Here is a 16647-nt window from a genome sequence, read left to right as displayed (position 1 = left end):
ATGGTTGTCGCGTACATTGGGCTAAATTCTGGATGACGATGAAATAACGTTGGATTTATCGCAAACCGTCAAGAAGAAAACATTGAGGCGGTGCATCTACTATTGGTGAACCTTCGTGCCAGCGCGGTTCCGAAGAATTGCCAATTGGCACTCGGTCGCAGGAGCTTATTCATGCCTCATCAAATGAACAACCCGGAACTTCAAGAATGCGCTCGAAAGTGCTACGAGTGCGCCGACATTTGTCACCGCACTGCCACTCATTGCCTCCAGCTTGGAGGCGAACATGCGTCGGCCGAGCATCAAGTTCTCCTACAGGACTGCGCCGACATCTGCGGGACCGCGGCCCGGTTTATGAGCCGGGCGTCGCATCACCACAGTCTCATCTGCCGCGAGTGCGCGGAGCTCTGCACCGCCTGCGCCGACGATTGCGACCGTGTCGCCAACGGGAACCAGCAGATGGAGCAGTGCGCGCAGGTGTGTCGCAAGTGCGCCCAGTCGTGCGAAAAGATGGCCGGCGCGGGAGTCTGACCCATGAACTCCACCGCGCCATCAACGTCTCCGGCGAGCTATGTCGGGGTGCGCGCCGAAAGGGCCGCTCACACGATGGTGATCGTCGGGCGGGAGTTGCCCATGTTGGCGCTGCTGGCGCTGCTCGGGATCGCCGCGCTGATCGATGCCATCGTCCATCGGGAAAGGACCAGCTCATGAAAACGTCTTCACTCGTCCTGTCGCTCGCGTTTCTGATCGCAGCATGTGGCGCCGCAGCCGCGGCCGCGGCAATGCAGCACCACGAAGGCGGATCGACCGGTCATCACTACGCGCCGCGGGGCTATTCCGGCTATTACCGCTCTGGCGACCACGGCTATGGGTGGTCTTCCGACCACGATTACTACCGGTTTGAAACTCGTCCGATCTATCCGCGTTCCAGCATCTATTATTCCGATCGTCACGACTATCACCGGCAGACCTATCGGCCTTTGTTCGAACTCAATATCGGCCGAAGCCGCAGTCACAACCGCCATCGCTAGAGGAGAGCCAAATGAAGATCTATCGGAGTCACCGCCCCAACGAGCGCTTGCCGCTATGGATCACCGAGGCGGCCTGCCTGCTGCTGACGCTTACGAGTGCGACGCCGTTCGTCGCTCGCGCCGCTGCGCAAGACGCACACAAGAAGGCCCACGACACTCCGGCGCCGGCGCCGCCGAAAGACGAGGATCGCCTCGTGTGCCTTGTGCTGCTGCTTCGTGAACCGCGGCCACTCGACGAGCATTCGTTGGCCAACACCATCACGAAGGCCGTCGGCATCTCGCATGTGCACGATGAAAACGCGGCCCATTTCGTCGTGGCCAAGCCGCCTTACTATCTGGTCAAGCTCGACGCGGGCAGGTTTGTCATCAACAGCATCTCCGAGCCCTACTTCAAGAATGCCTACAAGCTGGCTGACGAGACGAAGGACCGCCAATTGGCCAGGGCCATCCGTGAACACCGTGCCTGGCTTTCCATTGATTGGGCGGAACAGGAGGGTGACCTGAAGAAGGCCTACCAGCAGATCGGCAAAATGGCCGTGGCCCTGGCCGGACCGGACACGCTGGCGATTTGCAACCCCGACACGGACAGTGTTTTGCCCTATGACGCGGCGCTGGCCGAAACGCTCAAGGGAGACGATCCCCTTCAAAGCTTCGTGTCGGCGTTGACCGAGCCGGCGACCATCTTCATCCGCGATGATGACCCGCGCTTGAAGGCGGCCGAAGACGAGGCGAAGAAGCGCTGGCCGGAATTCGTCCGCGCTTTTCGTGAAAAGACCGGCCAGCGCTTCGCTGTCAAAGGCCGACTCGTGGAGGGCGAAAACGCCGAATACGCGTGGCTCTCCATCAGCGACATCGATGACAAGCTGGTGCATGGCACGCTGGCTAACGCGACCGTCGATCTAAAGGGCTTCGAGTTCGGCCAGGACCTGCACATCAAACTTGATGACGTGGACGACTGGCTCTACGTCGGCCCCGATAAGCAGCCCCAAGGCGGCTTCACCCAGAAGGTCCTCGCGGAAGCCGCGAAGGCTCAAGCTCCGTCACGCCCGTAAACGCTGGCCAGTGCGTGGCCGTGCGCCCGCGGGAGACACAGCCGTGAAGGACCGCTTCTGGCGCGGAGTGCTGATCGGTGCCGCAGTGGTAGTGCTGGTGGCAGCGATCATCGCGGCCATCGGGTTCCTGGCGATGGAGCGATGTCCAATGTGCGGGCGAATGAAGTGAAGCGGCGTTCAGGAGTGCGTCGATGCGAATGTTTCTGACGAACGGATGCGTGCGGCTGGTGGCCTATATAGCGTTCGGGCTTCCGTGTGTGTTCTTGCTTGCCGATTGCGACCGTATCGCTAACGGGGATCAGCAAATGAAGACCTGCGCGCAGGTGTGCCGCAAGTGCGCCCAGTCGTGTGGGAAGATGGCGGGGGCGACGGTCTGATCGATGAACTCTATGCGAATGTTGTCCTTCGATAATCGCTGGATGGGCATGTTCGCCATTGTCGGCGCGCGTGTCGCGGGAACGCTGGCGTTCCTGGCCCTTTTGGGCGCCTGGATGGCGGCGCTGCGCGGCGGCACGTTCCTCGGCCTCAGCGAGCAACATCTATTCAATGATGCGATCGTGCTGTCCCTCATGGGAATCGCTGGGCTTCTCGATGGCATCGTACATCGGCAGTGTGGATGAACCCATGAAAACTGCTCACCAAATAAGATTGAGCGATCCCATCGACATGGAGAGCGGCCGGCGAGCGAGTTGCAACGCTGCACCATCACGCGTCACCAGGGTGCCGAATAGTACCGCAGACTGGACGCGCAACCACGTGGCTCGAAACTGTGCGATCCGCCGCCCCCCGCGCGGATGATCTGCGCAGGCCCGACGGCACCGCGCCTCCCGTTCGTGCGGGAGCCGGTCTGGGCCGCGGACGCTGAAAGGGCGACGATCAGCTAAATTAGGCGGTCCAGTTGAGATAATGTTGGCGATACCTGAATGGAGGTTGCATGATTCGCAAATTCGTCGCCATGGTTGTTTTGAGTGCCGGCATCTTCATGCCCGTGGCTTGCTCCCAAAGCACCGGCGGGTGCTGCGGATCCGGCGGTGGTAGCGGAGGCGTCAAGTCGGAATCGCCTCCGAACAGCGGCGCTACTGTTGTGTATACGTGCCCGATGCATCCAGAGGTGCAGCAGGGGTCCCCCGGCAAGTGCCCGAAGTGCGGGATGGAACTCGTGCCGAAAAAGTGATGCAAATGTCGTCGTTGATGCCTTCGCCCATGTTTTTCCGGAACGCCGAATGCGCGCGAATGACGAGGGGCATCGGTGCAATCCTGATTGATCGAGAGAGCAAATGAAAGCGCGGGGCGGAGGAATCACAGCCGGGTTCGCCTGCCTGATTGCCGGCTGCGCGAACGTACCGCGCGAGGCCGGATTCGGTGCGGTGCAAGACGCCGTGCGGGAACGGATCGGCCAGCGAATCATCTGGAATCAGGCCACGGACGCCGATGCCGCGGCGACCGAATCCGTCCGAGAGCTCTTGACTCTGGACTTAAGCGCAGACCAGTGCGTGCAGGTGGCTCTGCTCAACAACCGACGGCTTCAGGCAACGTACGAAGAACTCGGCGTCGCCCAAGCCGATCTCGTGAAAGCCGGACTGCTTCAAAACCCAGTCTTCATTGGCCAGGTCCGCTTTCCTGCCCGGCCCGCAACGCCCTTTGAAGCTGACGTGGTTCTGAACTTTCTGGACATCTTCATTCTCCCGCTGCGCAAGCGCGCGGCCGAGGCGGAATTTGAGCGGGTCAAGTCCCGCGTCGCCTCAACGGTGGTGGAACACGCCGCGCAGGTGCGATGCGCCTTCTACACTCTTCAGGGCGCCAAGCAACTTCGCGAGTTGCGCGCCACTGCTGCACAAGCGACCGAGGCATCGGCCGAATTAGCCAGCCGACAATTCCAGGCTGGAAACATCAGCGAGCTGGATCGAAGCAATGAACAGGCGCTGCGCGAGCAAACGATGGCAGAGCTTTCGCTGTCCGAAGGTGAGGTGCGCACGCTGCGCGAGCGACTAAACGGGTTTATGGGTTTGTGGGGCGAAGATGCCGATCGGTGGCAAATCGCCGGGCGCTTGCCCGATCTGCCGGAACCGGAGCTTTCCCCTGATGATCTTGAGTCTCTCGCGGTCTCCCAACGTCTGGAACTTTCTCAGGCCCGCCAAGAAATCGAAGCGGTCGCACAGTCACTGGGCCTTGCACGCCTGCGGCGAGCGGCAGGCGGGGTTACTCAACTGGACATCGGCGGCCACTACGAGCGCGAGCCAGAAGGCATTGGTACGGCGGGGCCGTCGCTCGAAATCACGTTGCCTCTATTCAATCAGGGACAGCCTGCTTTGGCCCGCGCCGAGGCGATGTGGCGACAGAGTCAGCAACATTTTGCAGCGCTGTCAGCACAGATTCGCTCCGAAGTTCGCGTCGCAAAGGAGAGCATGTTCGCGGCGCGCCGGCTGGCAGAGCGCTACCAGCAGATCACGCTGCCCTTGCGCGAGCGAATCGTCCAGGAGTCGCAGCTTCATTACAACGCCATGCAGATCGGGCCGATTCAATTGCTCCAGGCACGACAGGCACAGCTTGATGCTGGGCGCCAGTACATCGAATCATTACGTAACTATTGGGTGTCCCGCGCGGAGTTGGAGCGGGTGGTGGGCGGGCGTTTGCCGACAAGTTCGCCAACTATGCAACCGACAGGGACGGAGCCCTCCGGGCAACAATCCCACGAACCGGAGCGACAAACTCAAGAGCATGGCCACGGAGGTCACTGATGATCACGCGACGAGAGATGATCGTTTCAAGCGCCGCCGTTGTGACGGCCGGACGTGGACTTCTTAGCGCCGCGGAGCAGGCACGAGCTGATGCGCCTCCGCCGGTTCGATCCGACTCCCAGGACGGGCATGGCGGTGATCTGCCTTACACGCCAGTACTCACACCTAACGGTAACACGCTGCCCTGGAAGCTGGTAGATGGCGTCAAGGTTTTTCACCTGGTTGCTGAGCCAGTGCAGCGAGAGTTCATGCCCGGTCTGATGTTGAACTGCTGGGGTTATAACGGCCAAACCCCAGGCCCGACGATTGAAGTGGTTGAAGGTGACCGGGTGCGCATCTATGTGACCAACAACCTGCCCGAGCCGACCAGCGTCCACTGGCACGGAATTCTGCTGCCCAATGGCATGGACGGTGTGTCTGGCCTCAATCAGAAGCCGATCAAGCCCGGCGAGACGTTCAAGTATGAGTTCACGCTGCGGCAGCACGGCACGCACATGTACCACCCGCATTTCGATGAGATGGTTCAGATGAGCATGGGTCTGATGGGGTTGTTCATCATCCACCCGCGGCATCGACCCGATCCGCCCATCGACCGCGACTTCGCCATCATGTTGACCGAGTGGCGCATCGACGCGGGAACGGGGCGACCGAATCCGCTGGAAATGACCGAGTTCAACATCCTCACGTTTAACAGCCGGGCATTCCCTGGCACGGAGCCGTTGATCGTGAAGCAGGGTGACCGCGTCCGCATCCGCATCGGCAACCTCAGTGCGATGAGTCACCATCCGATTCACCTGCACGGCTATCAGTTCCGGATTACCGCCACCGACGGCGGGGCGATCCCCGAGTCGGCGCAGTGGCCGGAGACGACCGTCCTGGTGCCCGTAGGCAGCACGCGAAACATCGAATTCGTCGCCGACGCGCCGGGCGACTGGGCGCTGCACTGCCACATGACGCATCACATCATGAACCAGATGGGTCACGGGTTCCCGAACATGATCGCCGTGAAGACCGACGACCTGGAGCCGAAGATCCGCCGGCTGGTACCCGATTACATGACGATGGGGACGGGCGGCATGAGCATGGAGCACGCCATGAAGCAGCCGTGGAATACCGTCGCGATGGTCGGCGGAAAAGGCCCGTTTGCCACGATCGACATGGGCGGGATGATGACCGTGCTGAAAGTTCGCTCGGACATCACGAGCTATCAAGATCCCGGTTGGTACGATCACGCCGCAGGAATGGTCGCTGAACCCGTGGAATGGCGAGAAGTGGAATCGAATGCACCCCTCTATCAGCCGACAACTACAGCACCGGCAAAGAAGAATGCGCAGGAGGACCACCGCCATTGAACAAGCGGTCTCCGGCACGAGACTTCGAAAGAGTTCAGGCAAGGCGCCTGAATTCGCTGGTGATCTCTTGTGCTCTAGTCTTTTGCCTCGTCGGGGCCATAGCGATAGCGCAAGAGCATCAGCACGGAGGTTCCGACAAGCCGACCGAAAAAGTTATGGATCAGACCACCTCAACGATCGTTGAAGGTATCCTCGTCGATGCAGCATGGTTTGCCTCAGACCCAGGCTCCGAGAACGATCGTCTTGCAAAGGCAGCAAAGCGACTGGCGGAAGGTGGGCTGGCTGCGGTCCTGCCCAAAGGTGGCGAGAAGCTGCAGGACCTGCTTTATCTGCTTACCTCTCCGGCGGTGCTCGCTCCGTACGCCGGGGCAACGGTGAAGGTCGAGGGACGGATTCTCGATGATTTTCGGTCCATCCGACCAAGCGCGATGTATGTCTGGGACAATGGCAAATGGCGAGAGATACAGCTCCAGGTCGAACACCAGAAATCGGCGGCAGCCCCTCATCTCCAAGATGCAGAGAGACGCGAGCACGAGCACGCCACGCCGCACGAGCGCGAGAATCGCGAAGAGTTTGCGCACACCGAAAGCGCTTCGCACCGAGATGATCAGGCCGCAAGCGGCCACAACGACCGGCGGGGCGAGCATAAGCATGATCACATCATCATGCTACCACCGGTTCATCCGCTCTTGGTGAACTTTACAGCCGGTCTGTTCCCCATCGCGGTTTTGGCGGACTGGCTGGGCCGCCTGCTTCATCGGCAGTCGCTCAGCGCGGCAGGCTGGTGGGTATTGCTGTTCGCAGCCATTACGACTCCATTTACGGCGCTTGCAGGCTGGCGATGGCTTGGAGAAGTCGGCGACATGGGCCACTGGCAAATGGCCATCCATCCATGGCTAGGCACTTGCTTGGCGATCCTCATCCCAGGGCTTGCGTTCTGGCGCGCGATCATTTACAGACGTGGGGATAGACCTGAGAAGCTCTATCTAATGTGTGCAACGGCACTGCTTCTGGCCCTGATCGTGCAGGGCCATCTGGGGGCGACGATGACCTTTGGACATGGTCATGACAAAGTGGAAACGCGCGACCATCACCAATAGACAATGGCTGATCGCATATAGCGTGCCCTGGTGCTGACTTATGCGTTGGGCACCTGCTGTCGAGTATAATCAGAGTACAACTATTCGGAGGGGCAGCTCATGATTCGGCCTGGCGCGCAGTTCTCGCCTTCGATGAGCATATATGTTCTTACCGGCCTGGTTGCCGTGACCGCACCGGTGCGAGGCAACGAAGTGACCGGCGAGGTACGCAATAGTGCGACTCAGGCGCCCATTCCCAATGCCCGCGTCATCCTCTTCGAACCAACTCTGACGTTCTTCAAGGAAACGCGCAGCGATGCCCTGGGTCAGTTCACGTTTGCAAATCTTCCCGTTGTCGATATCTGGCGGCTGGGCGCGTGCAGTCTGAGTCGGGAGTACATCGAAATCGAAGCCGTGGTCAAGGGTGGGACTTTTGCACACACGTTCCTGCTCGGTCCAGAGTCGCACCCAGGCCAGTGGACAGTCATCGGTAACACGCTGCCCGAGTTCTTCGATGCTACGGACATCGCGATCCTTCGCCCCGACGGTAAGATCTTTTACTGTCACGACACCGTGGACCCCGTCCTCTTTGACCCGGTTAGCGGAGTGAAAACGTTCCCGGTCGGCTCCTGGTCCTCGCAGGGTTGCATGAGTTCAAGTCTGCTGGCGGATGGACGGATCATGATGATCGGCGGACAGGACGGGGACGACCCCGGCTCATTCACCAATGCCGTGCGTTGGGTGAAAGCTTACAACTCACTAACGGATTCATGGGACGATCCGCCGGACCTCCAGCACCCGACCGGCCGTTGGTATCCTGGGCTCGCGCGCCTGGCCGACGGTTCCTTTCTGGTGATGGGCGGCGGCACCTGCTGTTCGGCGGTACGCACCGAGACTTGCGAAAGAATGGACTTGTCTACCCTGACCTGGAGTTACACGGGATCGATGCTCAATCCCTGCGAGTTTCCGCCGTCTGCACTGCTGCACACCGGCGAAGTGCTGGCCACCTGGTCGCCGCCGCAACTCTACAACCCCGTGAGCGGTCAATGGCGTGCTACCGGTAATTTCAATCAACCGACGCGCGGCTGGCCCGGGCACTCGGATCATTCGCTGGTCATGATGGCCGATGGTCGGGCACTCGTAATCGGCATTCTTCGCCCAAATGGAACAACCAACTCCACCATGGGCGAGATCTACAACCCGTCAACCGAGACCTGGAGCCTCACATCGAATTCTGGGCTAGTCCGCTTCCAGACCGAGGTCGTTCAATTGCCCGACGGACGGGTCCTCGCGGCGGGCGGCGAAACCCAGGCTAATCCTCCGCCGGATCCCAGTGTCCTCGGCATTGTCAAGTGGTCAGACTTGTACGACCCGCCAAGCAATACCTGGCGGCGCGTCGCGGATATGAACTGGTTCCGCGAGTATCACGCCGTGACCTTGCTAGTGCCGGATGGCCGCGTGGTCATGACCGGGGGAACTCACATTAAATTCCAGTTTGGACCGACGAGTGCGGACATCGAAGCGTTTTCGCCGCCATATCTTTTCCGGGGTGTGCGTCCGCAGATCACGCAGATTTCAACGACTCAGCCGCGCCTTGGGCAAACTATTGCTCTCGACATTTTCCCAACCATGAGCTTGACGGGCGTTGTGCTCATGGGCTGCGGGGCGCATACGCACTGGGTCGATGGCGGCGTCCCCCGCCGCCTGGAACTGCCTGTACAGCAATCGAGTTTAGAGGCTTGCGTCACTCTGCCTATGAACGCCAATGCCCTTCCAGCGGGCCATTACATGCTGTTCGCGATGGTTGATGACATCCCCTCGGTCGCGAAGATTATTCGTGTGGATTCTCAGACAGTGATCCCCGGTGATTTTGATGGCAGCGGCCGTGTCGATACAGCCGACATCGCCCCATTTGTTGCGGTGCTGCTCGACCCGGACGCTGGATGTGCTGAAATCAGCATGGCCGATCTAAGCATGAACGGCGTCGCCGATGGTGCGGACTTGCAACCTTTTGTTACCCGGCTTCTCGCGCTGTAGCTCGATTTTCTGAATGCGGTTGGAAGGAAGTTGGTCATGCGTGGCCATGTCGAACGAGGAGAAAAGACAGCCATGAAGAATGCAAGCCATGCTGGGGCAATAAGTTACATTCAGGCCTCCTTCCTCATGGCCTCTTTTTCTTCTCCGCTGGGCCTTCGGAAGCAGACCCACACCGCCGTCGGGATGCCTTCGGAAATTCGAATCTATCCACGATAAACCCGAAAGATCGGCAACAGAGAAACGGCGGACCTTGAAGGGGATTGCAGTAATGGAAGGATAGTGTGGCACGGAAATTGCCAGTGGAATAATGAGCCCATTCCGGTTGCCCGATGACGGAAGTCGGGCCGGAATTGGCATCCTTTCGGACCGGCGATTGACCGTTCGTCGCCTTCCGGTGCAGCCATAGGAGAACTATATGATGGGTGGCATGTTTGACGGCGCCTTCATGGGATTCATGGGTATGATGTCGTTTTTTGGCGAGATGATGACGATGCTCTTCGGTCCGATGTTCGAATCGATGCAGCAGATTTTCAATCAGATGATGGCGTAGCCCATCTCTGGTCAACCTGTCGGAAGCGATGGTAGGCAGACGCCGCCGGCGTGCCCACATGCCTGTTGCGCGCCGAAAGGCGTTGCATGTGACCGGTGCCTGGCGCCCCGAGGCATAGAGGACGCAACCGCGTGCGGCCTCTGAACCGGGAGACATAGAAGACAGCTATTGCGCGGCGTCCGTCTGATCAACGGTTTCTTCCAGCCATCGAGTCATATTGGGATGGGGGCAGAAGCCGCGTCCGTCGGCGACGTAGGTCAAGCCGTCGAGCACTTCTTTGTACGGCCCGAAGCCTGCGACACGGAACGGAATGACGATGACGCGGCCACCGTCGCGATTCCCTTCTTGCACGAATCGCCGGATGCGTTTCTCCGCCTCGACACGCTTCTCCGGCCAGTCTTCGCGAAGCGTCTCGCATTGGACATGTCGGAACGCCCCGAGTTGATGGATGCCCTGTGCCCGCTGCGCCATTTTCGCGAGCCAGCGCTGATTTTCGCTATCGTCGCCAGGGCCATGTCCGAGGATCAGCACCGACTCCCTCGATGCGTCGCGACTCAGAGCGCGGACGCGATCTACGAGGATTTGATCGATGAGCGGGGAGTCGACGACGCCATCGCGACTGATGACGATCTGCGCATGGACCGTGATTCTCCTCGGCGGCTCCATGTGATGGTCTGGTGAATCGCCGGAGTGCGCAGCGTGTCCGTGACCCGTTTCCAATGAGGACACCGTTTCGACAGGGTGGTGTGACGCCGTCTCATGCGAGCCATGTGCTTTGGCGGCCATCGCGTGGCCCGCGTGCGGATCCTCGGGCAGGTCGGAGCGCAGTCCCAGGATGTACTCGGTCGGCTCGACGAAGCTCTCACCGGAGATGAACATCCGCACCACGGCGATCCTTTGCACGCCGCGAGCCTCAAGCCTCTCCACTGCAGCCTCGATGGTTGAAGGCGCGGCCATGCCGAAGGCGATTTCGGTTGGGTACTGGTGCTGAAGCGGGATGACGGTCGCCTCGACCTCCCGATTCCACTCCGGACTGCCTCCGTGGGCCATGACCAGCACGCCGGTGCGGTTCTGGGAACATCCTCCGGCACACAACAGCACAACGAGGATCGAACTACGGGCCATCTGGGTCCCTCCTGACTAATTGAGACTGAGTCTCAGTTAGAGCAGCGTAACGGCCCCATCGCCTGCGTCAAGAGCAGCTCGCCGTGAATCAATATCAGAAACATGCTTACTGCTGGGACTTGGGATTGATCAAACCACTGGTCGGGCCACTGTCTGAATCGCCTTCAGACCCTCACCGAGGTGAGCGTCGCGTCGCTACTTGATTAATTTGCGGTTGGGCCAGGAACCGACCATGAGGTCGGCGACGCGCCAAAATGCCGGAGAGGTGGCATTGAGTCCCGCCGGTGCCGGTACGGGTAAAGAGATAGAGGGCCGATGGGCCGTTCCGCCGTCTCGAAACGTGTACGCGACCGCACCAAGCGCCTGGCGGCACGAAGAAATCATCGCGTCGCGACGTTCGATCACGGCATCATGTCCACTTGGTCCGCAAGTCCGCTTCCAAAAATAGTCAGAGGGGAAATGTCACCTAAAAAATCCCTTGCTGTTAGAATGGTCACAACCCTTGTGGGTACCGTCCTGCAACGAGTAACAAGAATCAACGGCGGCCCATCATGCAGCAGCGTTTAACCGGGTGTCCATTTCGGGCGTTCACGCTCGTCGAGCTTCTGGTGTCCATCGGGATCATTGCATTGTTGATTGGAGTGCTGCTCCCCGCCCTGTCCTCCGCGCGGGCCACGGGGTTGCAGACCGCTTGCCTGGCCAACCTGCATTCGATTGGCGTGGCCTCCTCGAACTACTTTAATGCGAACGACTTTCCCCCCTATCTCTGGGACGCGATCACCCTTGAGAACCGGAACTTCGCCTACTCGTGGAGCGATTTTCTCCTGAAGGGCCGCCATTTGGAGACGGAAATCGATGTCGATCGGATACCGCACCCGGACCACGCGGAAGACTGGCCGGGCGTCTACTTGGCCGGGATGGCCAGCCAGCGGGCGAAGGTTTTTCAGTGTCCGGCCCAAATCGAGCGAGTGTGGGGCAACATGGCGGAGGTGCCCGTTTCATATCGGGCGGACTACGTGGCTACCGGACACAATCAGTCGCTCCCGACAGGCGGTATCTACAAGAACAAGGCGACCTATCGTAGCGCCGATTTGATTTGGCTGGGCGAGGCCTTCACCACGCTGGGCGGCATCCGTTCGCGGGAGTACGTTCGCGAGACGCAGTTGCAGATTGACGCCAACGAGACGAATCCCCTGCGGCACCGCAAGGGAAGCAATTACCTTTTTGGCGATGGCCACGCCGAGTGGAGTCGAAATCACCATCTGGTCAATTACGACCAGCTCGGCTTGCCCTGGGAATTGCCCTGATGAACTTCCGCCCCAAGGTCGTCATCGCCGTCGTTTTTGCCTTCCTGTTAGTCCTGATCGGCGTGTATTGGTGGCGGTCGCACGACGTGAGTCGATACGGTGGCGTGAAACCGTACATGGAAGGCATGCACAAACATTACATGGCCACCGCCGTGGAGATGAAACGGTCGGGAGACAATCTACCGGCCGATTTCACGGAGATGGAGCGGCTGGCCCAGACCGCCCAGGACATCTATGCGGTCTTTGCGCCGGACCCCCGAAGTCGTGATGCCAAGTTTACGCCGTCGGCCCGCGAACTGATCCGTCAGGCGACCTTGCTCGAACAGTCGTGGGACGATGGTCGCCCGGAGGACGCGCGCGCGGCGTTCGTAGCCATGGCGGAGGCGTGCAACTCTTGTCACCGGGCTATTGCAGAAAGCCGTCCGCCGACGATCGTCGCCGACCAAGTCGATTCAACCCAATAAGCCAATCCTCGCACGCGCCGCCGAAGACTGAGCGTGAAGCTCTTGCCTGTCAGCCGCGCCCAGAATTTCAAGTGTGCTGCGATCCGCTGTCCACCATCGCCCACAGATGAGGTACCCTTCCGGATCACGTCGGGTTCAAGACGGATTAGCGAATAGGCCTTGCGACCGCCTGGATCGCCTTCAGCCCCTCGCCGAAGCGGGCCATTGCCGCGCGGTTCTGCTCCAGCTCGCTGTAGGGCAGGAAGCGGACATCCAGGTCGGCGACATGCCGGAAGGCCGGGCGGCGGATCTGCGAGCGCACGTCCTCCTCGCGGTCATCCGGGGCGACCAGGAACAGGCCGCGCACCGTCCGGGCCGGGATGCCCAGGGCTAGGTCCAGCAGGCGGACGATGCCGGAATAGATGCTCGTGGTGTGCTCGACCTCGAAGGCCGCGACGATGCCGCCGTCGCCGCAGTCGGTCCAGAGGATGTCGATCAGCCGGACCGCGTCGAGGTCGGTGTTGTCTGCCAGGCCGGCGGGCAGCGCGTCGAGGCAGCCATCGCCCAGGCGGCCCTGCGCGCAGAGACGGCCGCGGTCATTAGACGCGACCCACACGCCAAAACCCAGTGCCAGCCCCAGGTCGCGGAGCCAGCCCTGCACCTCCGTGTGCGTGCGGTCCTGCTCCTCGGCCTTTTGCATCGCCTTGCGCGACGCCGCCGATTCCTCGCGGACCGTGGCGAGATCGGCCTGCCAGGCAGCGAGCGCTCCGGCATCATCCTCCCGCGGCGGCGCAACGTAGCGGCCTGTGCCCACGTCGAACAACAGCCCGGCGATCGCGCCGAGGTCGTTGGAGAGCAGGGCGCGGTGTTCGGCGTTGATCCGTAGTATGCCCGCCCGCATGGCGAGGTATTCTTCCCACGAGCCGAGCTTGACTTTTGAGCCGGTCAGGGCGTTGTAGCCCTTGACGATGGCGGTGTTGAACGGCGGGATGAGCGTGGGGTGCAGGAAGTAGAGCAGATTCGCCGCCGCGGGGCCGAGGCCCTTGATGCGGTGCTCGGCGAGATTGCGGATGGCGTCGACCACGGCCGGCTCGGCGTTGCAGCAGGCGCAGGTGTGGAGGAAGCGGCCGAAGGCGCGTTGGTGGTCGGGGTTTTCGTAGATGTCGGGGATGCGGAGCTTCGGCTTCCACAGAAAGGCGTGGTCGGCGCCCTTGAAGATCTGCCGCTGCTCGGCAATGGAGCCGACGACAGTTTCGAGCGAGGAGCCTTTGTACACGTTGCCGAAGGTGCCCGCTTCGATCTCGCGGACCACCTCGGCGATACCGGTGCGGATGGAGCGGAAGTTTTTGAGCCGCTCTTCCCAGAGGAACCACGTTCGGTAGGTGGCGTTGGCGTCGTCACGCCAACGCTGGATCAAGATTTGTACAGTACCACGAACCACAGCGGACCTCGTTCAAGATGAACAGGATCGGCCCTCCTGAAGGGCTGCGGTCATGTCGACTTACGCAACGATCGCGATGCGCCCGCATTATAAAGCGAACGTGCCGCGAAGCACGGGCCTCGCTAATAGGCGACTTTCCCGACCTTTTCGTGCCGGCTTGACTCCAGCGGAGCCGCGGATATACTGGTAGGGGGTACGGCTATGGCGAAAAAAACGTTGCTTCCAATGTATGTCGAAGAGGTGCAGCGCGGCATCGAGGACCGGCTCAGCCGAATTGAAGGGCAAGTCCGCGGGGTCGCGAGCATGGTCAAAGCCCAGCGGCCATGCGTAGAGGTGTTGAACCAACTCAGCAGCATTGAGGCCGCGCTCCGCGGGACGGGTAAGCTGGTGCTGCGGAACTACCTGGAGCGCTGCGCGACTGACGCGATCCGCTCCGGGGACAAGGCGATTTACGACGAACTGCTGGAGATGTTGTACCGGTTCATGAAATAGGCAGGCGCGTGTTCTGCTGGGATTTCGTTTAGGAAGGAGACGTATCATGCGTCGAAAATGGTTTCTGATGAGTTTGTTGGCGCTGCCGTTGGCAATCGGCGGGATCGTGTACGCGAAGGCCACGAAGACGCAGCCCGCCAAGGACGGCTACACCTGCCCGCTCACGGGCGAGGAACTGCCCTGCCCAAAGTGCTGCCCGCTGAATCCCAAGAAATAGCGATCGGTCGGGCGTGCGGGGGCAGTTTGGACTGAAATAAGCGAAGAGGGCCGAGCAGTCCTCGGTCCTCTTCGCCATGCATTGACTCAGACTCATTTCGACATCAGTCGTGGCGCTTCTCACCAGCCATGACCGCGGCGATGACCGCCATGGTGGCCTGTGCTGTGTTGAAAAGAGAAACCGTGGCTGGAGCCGTGGTGCCGCGGAGCATGGTACGACGGGGAGTAGTAGGGCCGCGAACTGCGGTAGCTTGGAAGGTAGACGCGCGGGGAATGGTGGCTGTAGCCGCCAGAGGAATAGCCAGAGCCGCCGTATCCATCGCCGCCGTAATACGAATACGAGGGCGAATAATACGAACCACCACCACAACTGTCATGGTCCGCGCGGACCGGACTGATGCCGGCGAAGCCGAGTGCCAATGCGGCGACGCCGAAAGCGAGCACATTGCGAAGTTTGCGAAACGACATAAGGGGACCTCCCGTAGTTTTGCTGCCAAAACCCAATCACCGATGCCGCCGCTCGCGAGGGAATTGAGACTCTCCGACACTTGCACCGGCCGACTCGACACACGCGAGTCTCCAATCAAGACACGGGATCCAAGCCTTGGTTAGGCAATATCGTCGCTGCCAGTTCCCGAAGCTTCGAGACGCGGGGCGTTCGGAGATGATTTTTCTTTCAGGATGCCAATAACACTTCAATTTCAGCGTCCGGACACCTCTTCGGCGATCAAGTTGATGAGATCCTCAGCTTCGACTTTTGGCGAGTCACGGGAGCAAAGGCCGTGCAAAACCGATCGGTACGCCGAAATTGGAACCCTGGAAGTCGCGCAGGATGGCGAAGTTGACTCCGATGACCTCCCCGTCTGGACCGAACACGGGGCCGCCGGAACCGCCCGAAGTCGTGACCGCGTCGTAGATAAGTTGGTAATTGGTGACATCGCTCAACGTTCCGTGCGTGATGACGGGCGAGATCGCATGCCGTCGGCTTAGGGCTGCGATCATGGTCGTGGTGTCATTCGCCTCGGCCAACACCGCAGATGCAACATCGGGGTCTGCCCGGGCGAGGAGCGCTGACAGTCCGGTCGGATAGCCCAAGAGCATGAGCGGCTCGCCGCGCAGCTCTCGCGGATCGTGATCGGAGAGCGGAAGCACGGGAACATCACTGGCCGATATTGTGAAGACGGCCACGTCCACGTCTTCGGCGCTGACGCGGATCGTTTGGGGGTCAATGGGAATCGGCTCGTGGTTTGGAAAAGTGGCAGTTAAGTGGATGAACGCAGGTTCCAAGCCAGCGGCCACAAGCGGCGCGATGCGCTCGTTGTTCCACCAGGGCTCGGCTACGTGACGGTTGGTGACGACATGGCCATGTTCGCTTACGAGAAAGCCAGACCCAAGATACTCCAACTCGACCGGCTTTTCCTCCGAATCCTTGACGGGCGCGGATGTTGCCCCGCGGCGATCGTGAAACGTGAAGACACCGTGGATGAGACAGACGCCTTGGGCGTACGTGTCCATTACGCGCCGCATGGACTCGCGGCGAAGCGTCTCCTCCTTCGTGTAGCGGTGCATTTCAGACCGCAGAGCTTCAACCTCGGCCGTAGAGACCTGAGCGGCATGTTCCTTCCGGCACGCCTCCAACTGCTGACGCAGGTCGTCGTGCGTCGATCGCCCGGCAGACGACCTGTCCCAAAGGCGCGGTTGGCAAGAGGCAAGGGAGACGGAAAGCGCCGCCGTGATTAGGCCCCGGGAATAACGACTGATTGCGATCATCTAGGTTACGTACCTCC

20 protein-coding genes and 1 pseudogene are annotated in these 16647 nt (G+C 60.6%); 17 read left to right on the top strand and 4 right to left on the bottom strand.

The annotated features are described in order from the left end of the window. Window positions 1-171: 171 nt before the first annotated feature. The 13 genes and pseudogenes from VJZ71_05780 (at window position 172) to VJZ71_05720 (ending at window position 9836) form a co-directional block, all read left to right on the top strand. Window positions 172-528 carry a four-helix bundle copper-binding protein gene (locus tag VJZ71_05780; protein HKQ47557.1) on the top strand — a complete coding sequence of 119 codons (357 nt, stop codon included), beginning with the start codon at window positions 172-174 and terminating at the stop codon, window positions 526-528. Window positions 529-531: 3 nt separating this feature from the next. After that, window positions 532-708, top strand: coding sequence for a hypothetical protein (locus VJZ71_05775; protein HKQ47556.1), 177 nt, complete (start codon window positions 532-534; stop codon window positions 706-708). After that, entirely contained in the window at window positions 705-1028 is a 324-nt protein-coding gene (locus tag VJZ71_05770; GenBank protein HKQ47555.1) for a hypothetical protein, read from the top strand. Before VJZ71_05775 ends, VJZ71_05770 begins: the two co-directional genes overlap by 4 nt. 11 nt (window positions 1029-1039) lie before the next feature. Continuing rightward, window positions 1040-2080: a DUF2314 domain-containing protein gene (locus tag VJZ71_05765; protein ID HKQ47554.1), complete on the top strand. Its 1041-nt coding sequence runs from the start codon at window positions 1040-1042 to the stop codon at window positions 2078-2080. A gap of 43 nt (window positions 2081-2123) precedes the next feature. After that, a complete protein-coding gene (locus tag VJZ71_05760; protein HKQ47553.1) occupies window positions 2124-2249 on the top strand; it encodes a hypothetical protein in 126 nt (41 codons plus the stop codon). 22 nt (window positions 2250-2271) lie between these two features. After that, the gene (locus VJZ71_05755) at window positions 2272-2457 is read left to right on the top strand and encodes a four-helix bundle copper-binding protein (protein ID HKQ47552.1); all 186 of its coding nucleotides are present in this window, start codon (window positions 2272-2274) and stop codon (window positions 2455-2457) included. A 12-nt stretch (window positions 2458-2469) separates the two neighbouring features. Beyond that, window positions 2470-2700 carry a hypothetical protein gene (locus VJZ71_05750; GenBank protein ID HKQ47551.1) on the top strand — a complete coding sequence of 77 codons (231 nt, stop codon included), beginning with the start codon at window positions 2470-2472 and terminating at the stop codon, window positions 2698-2700. Between the two features lie 464 nt (window positions 2701-3164). Beyond that, window positions 3165-3248, top strand: a pseudogene (locus tag VJZ71_05745) (heavy metal-binding domain-containing protein). Window positions 3249-3447: 199 nt separating this feature from the next. Further along, window positions 3448-4818 (top strand): TolC family protein, encoded by a 1371-nt coding sequence (locus VJZ71_05740; GenBank protein HKQ47550.1) that lies wholly within the window; start codon window positions 3448-3450, stop codon window positions 4816-4818. Further along, window positions 4818-6170 carry a copper oxidase gene (locus VJZ71_05735; protein ID HKQ47549.1) on the top strand — a complete coding sequence of 451 codons (1353 nt, stop codon included), beginning with the start codon at window positions 4818-4820 and terminating at the stop codon, window positions 6168-6170. The genes VJZ71_05740 and VJZ71_05735 overlap by 1 nt, the downstream gene beginning before the upstream one ends. 155 nt (window positions 6171-6325) lie before the next feature. Further along, window positions 6326-7270 (top strand): DUF2231 domain-containing protein, encoded by a 945-nt coding sequence (locus tag VJZ71_05730; GenBank protein HKQ47548.1) that lies wholly within the window; start codon window positions 6326-6328, stop codon window positions 7268-7270. A gap of 99 nt (window positions 7271-7369) precedes the next feature. Next, window positions 7370-9286, top strand: coding sequence for a galactose oxidase-like domain-containing protein (locus VJZ71_05725; protein ID HKQ47547.1), 1917 nt, complete (start codon window positions 7370-7372; stop codon window positions 9284-9286). 415 nt (window positions 9287-9701) lie between these two features. Beyond that, window positions 9702-9836 (top strand): hypothetical protein, encoded by a 135-nt coding sequence (locus VJZ71_05720; GenBank protein ID HKQ47546.1) that lies wholly within the window; start codon window positions 9702-9704, stop codon window positions 9834-9836. Between the two features lie 165 nt (window positions 9837-10001). Here VJZ71_05720 and VJZ71_05715 read toward each other — a convergent pair whose 3' ends face one another. Next, window positions 10002-10961, bottom strand: a complete 960-nt coding sequence (locus VJZ71_05715) for a hypothetical protein (protein HKQ47545.1) — start codon at window positions 10959-10961, stop codon at window positions 10002-10004. Window positions 10962-11512: 551 nt separating this feature from the next. Between VJZ71_05715 and VJZ71_05710 the strand changes: the two genes are divergently transcribed. Together VJZ71_05710 and VJZ71_05705 are read left to right on the top strand one after the other, a co-directional pair. Continuing rightward, window positions 11513-12268, top strand: a complete 756-nt coding sequence (locus VJZ71_05710) for a type II secretion system protein (GenBank protein HKQ47544.1) — start codon at window positions 11513-11515, stop codon at window positions 12266-12268. Further along, window positions 12268-12732 (top strand): hypothetical protein, encoded by a 465-nt coding sequence (locus tag VJZ71_05705; protein ID HKQ47543.1) that lies wholly within the window; start codon window positions 12268-12270, stop codon window positions 12730-12732. The genes VJZ71_05710 and VJZ71_05705 overlap by 1 nt, the downstream gene beginning before the upstream one ends. A gap of 145 nt (window positions 12733-12877) precedes the next feature. Here the strand turns inward: VJZ71_05705 and VJZ71_05700 are convergent, their stop codons facing one another. Next, window positions 12878-14152 (bottom strand): type II restriction endonuclease, encoded by a 1275-nt coding sequence (locus VJZ71_05700; GenBank protein ID HKQ47542.1) that lies wholly within the window; start codon window positions 14150-14152, stop codon window positions 12878-12880. Window positions 14153-14353: 201 nt separating this feature from the next. On the opposite strand from VJZ71_05700, the gene VJZ71_05695 reads away from it, so the two are divergent. Together VJZ71_05695 and VJZ71_05690 are read left to right on the top strand one after the other, a co-directional pair. Next, window positions 14354-14644, top strand: coding sequence for a metal-sensitive transcriptional regulator (locus VJZ71_05695; GenBank protein ID HKQ47541.1), 291 nt, complete (start codon window positions 14354-14356; stop codon window positions 14642-14644). A gap of 46 nt (window positions 14645-14690) precedes the next feature. Further along, a complete protein-coding gene (locus VJZ71_05690; GenBank protein HKQ47540.1) occupies window positions 14691-14861 on the top strand; it encodes a hypothetical protein in 171 nt (56 codons plus the stop codon). 119 nt (window positions 14862-14980) lie between these two features. Here VJZ71_05690 and VJZ71_05685 read toward each other — a convergent pair whose 3' ends face one another. Together VJZ71_05685 and VJZ71_05680 are read right to left on the bottom strand one after the other, a co-directional pair. Further along, on the bottom strand, window positions 14981-15328 hold the full coding sequence (locus VJZ71_05685) for a hypothetical protein (GenBank protein ID HKQ47539.1): 348 nt from the start codon (window positions 15326-15328) through the stop codon (window positions 14981-14983). 297 nt (window positions 15329-15625) lie between these two features. After that, window positions 15626-16429: a S1C family serine protease gene (locus VJZ71_05680; protein ID HKQ47538.1), complete on the bottom strand. Its 804-nt coding sequence runs from the start codon at window positions 16427-16429 to the stop codon at window positions 15626-15628. Between the last annotated feature and the right edge of the window lie 218 nt (window positions 16430-16647).

This window comes from Phycisphaerae bacterium (assembly GCA_035275405.1).
Taxonomy (GTDB): Bacteria; Planctomycetota; Phycisphaerae; order UBA1845; family UTPLA1; genus DATEMU01.
The sequence above is the reverse complement of the archived record's forward strand: the minus strand, read 5'-3'. Positions and strand labels throughout refer to the sequence as shown.

Bases quoted from the DNA above. Each gene is read 5' to 3' on its own strand.
- VJZ71_05735 (HKQ47549.1), top strand. From the start codon at position 4,818: ATGATCACGCGACGAGAGATGATCGTTTCAAGCGCCGCCGTTGTGACG.
- VJZ71_05690 (HKQ47540.1), top strand. From the start codon at position 14,691: ATGCGTCGAAAATGGTTTCTGATGAGTTTGTTGGCGCTGCCGTTGGCA.
- VJZ71_05770 (HKQ47555.1), top strand. From the start codon at position 705: ATGAAAACGTCTTCACTCGTCCTGTCGCTCGCGTTTCTGATCGCAGCA.
- VJZ71_05765 (HKQ47554.1), top strand. From the start codon at position 1,040: ATGAAGATCTATCGGAGTCACCGCCCCAACGAGCGCTTGCCGCTATGG.
- VJZ71_05725 (HKQ47547.1), top strand. From the start codon at position 7,370: ATGATTCGGCCTGGCGCGCAGTTCTCGCCTTCGATGAGCATATATGTT.
- VJZ71_05710 (HKQ47544.1), top strand. From the start codon at position 11,513: ATGCAGCAGCGTTTAACCGGGTGTCCATTTCGGGCGTTCACGCTCGTC.
- VJZ71_05705 (HKQ47543.1), top strand. From the start codon at position 12,268: ATGAACTTCCGCCCCAAGGTCGTCATCGCCGTCGTTTTTGCCTTCCTG.
- VJZ71_05680 (HKQ47538.1), bottom strand. From the start codon at position 16,429: ATGCACCGCTACACGAAGGAGGAGACGCTTCGCCGCGAGTCCATGCGG.
- VJZ71_05750 (HKQ47551.1), top strand. From the start codon at position 2,470: ATGCGAATGTTGTCCTTCGATAATCGCTGGATGGGCATGTTCGCCATT.
- VJZ71_05715 (HKQ47545.1), bottom strand. From the start codon at position 10,961: ATGGCCCGTAGTTCGATCCTCGTTGTGCTGTTGTGTGCCGGAGGATGT.
- VJZ71_05775 (HKQ47556.1), top strand. From the start codon at position 532: ATGAACTCCACCGCGCCATCAACGTCTCCGGCGAGCTATGTCGGGGTG.
- VJZ71_05730 (HKQ47548.1), top strand. From the start codon at position 6,326: ATGGATCAGACCACCTCAACGATCGTTGAAGGTATCCTCGTCGATGCA.
- VJZ71_05755 (HKQ47552.1), top strand. From the start codon at position 2,272: ATGCGAATGTTTCTGACGAACGGATGCGTGCGGCTGGTGGCCTATATA.
- VJZ71_05780 (HKQ47557.1), top strand. From the start codon at position 172: ATGCCTCATCAAATGAACAACCCGGAACTTCAAGAATGCGCTCGAAAG.
- VJZ71_05695 (HKQ47541.1), top strand. From the start codon at position 14,354: ATGGCGAAAAAAACGTTGCTTCCAATGTATGTCGAAGAGGTGCAGCGC.
- VJZ71_05685 (HKQ47539.1), bottom strand. From the start codon at position 15,328: ATGTCGTTTCGCAAACTTCGCAATGTGCTCGCTTTCGGCGTCGCCGCA.
- VJZ71_05720 (HKQ47546.1), top strand. From the start codon at position 9,702: ATGATGGGTGGCATGTTTGACGGCGCCTTCATGGGATTCATGGGTATG.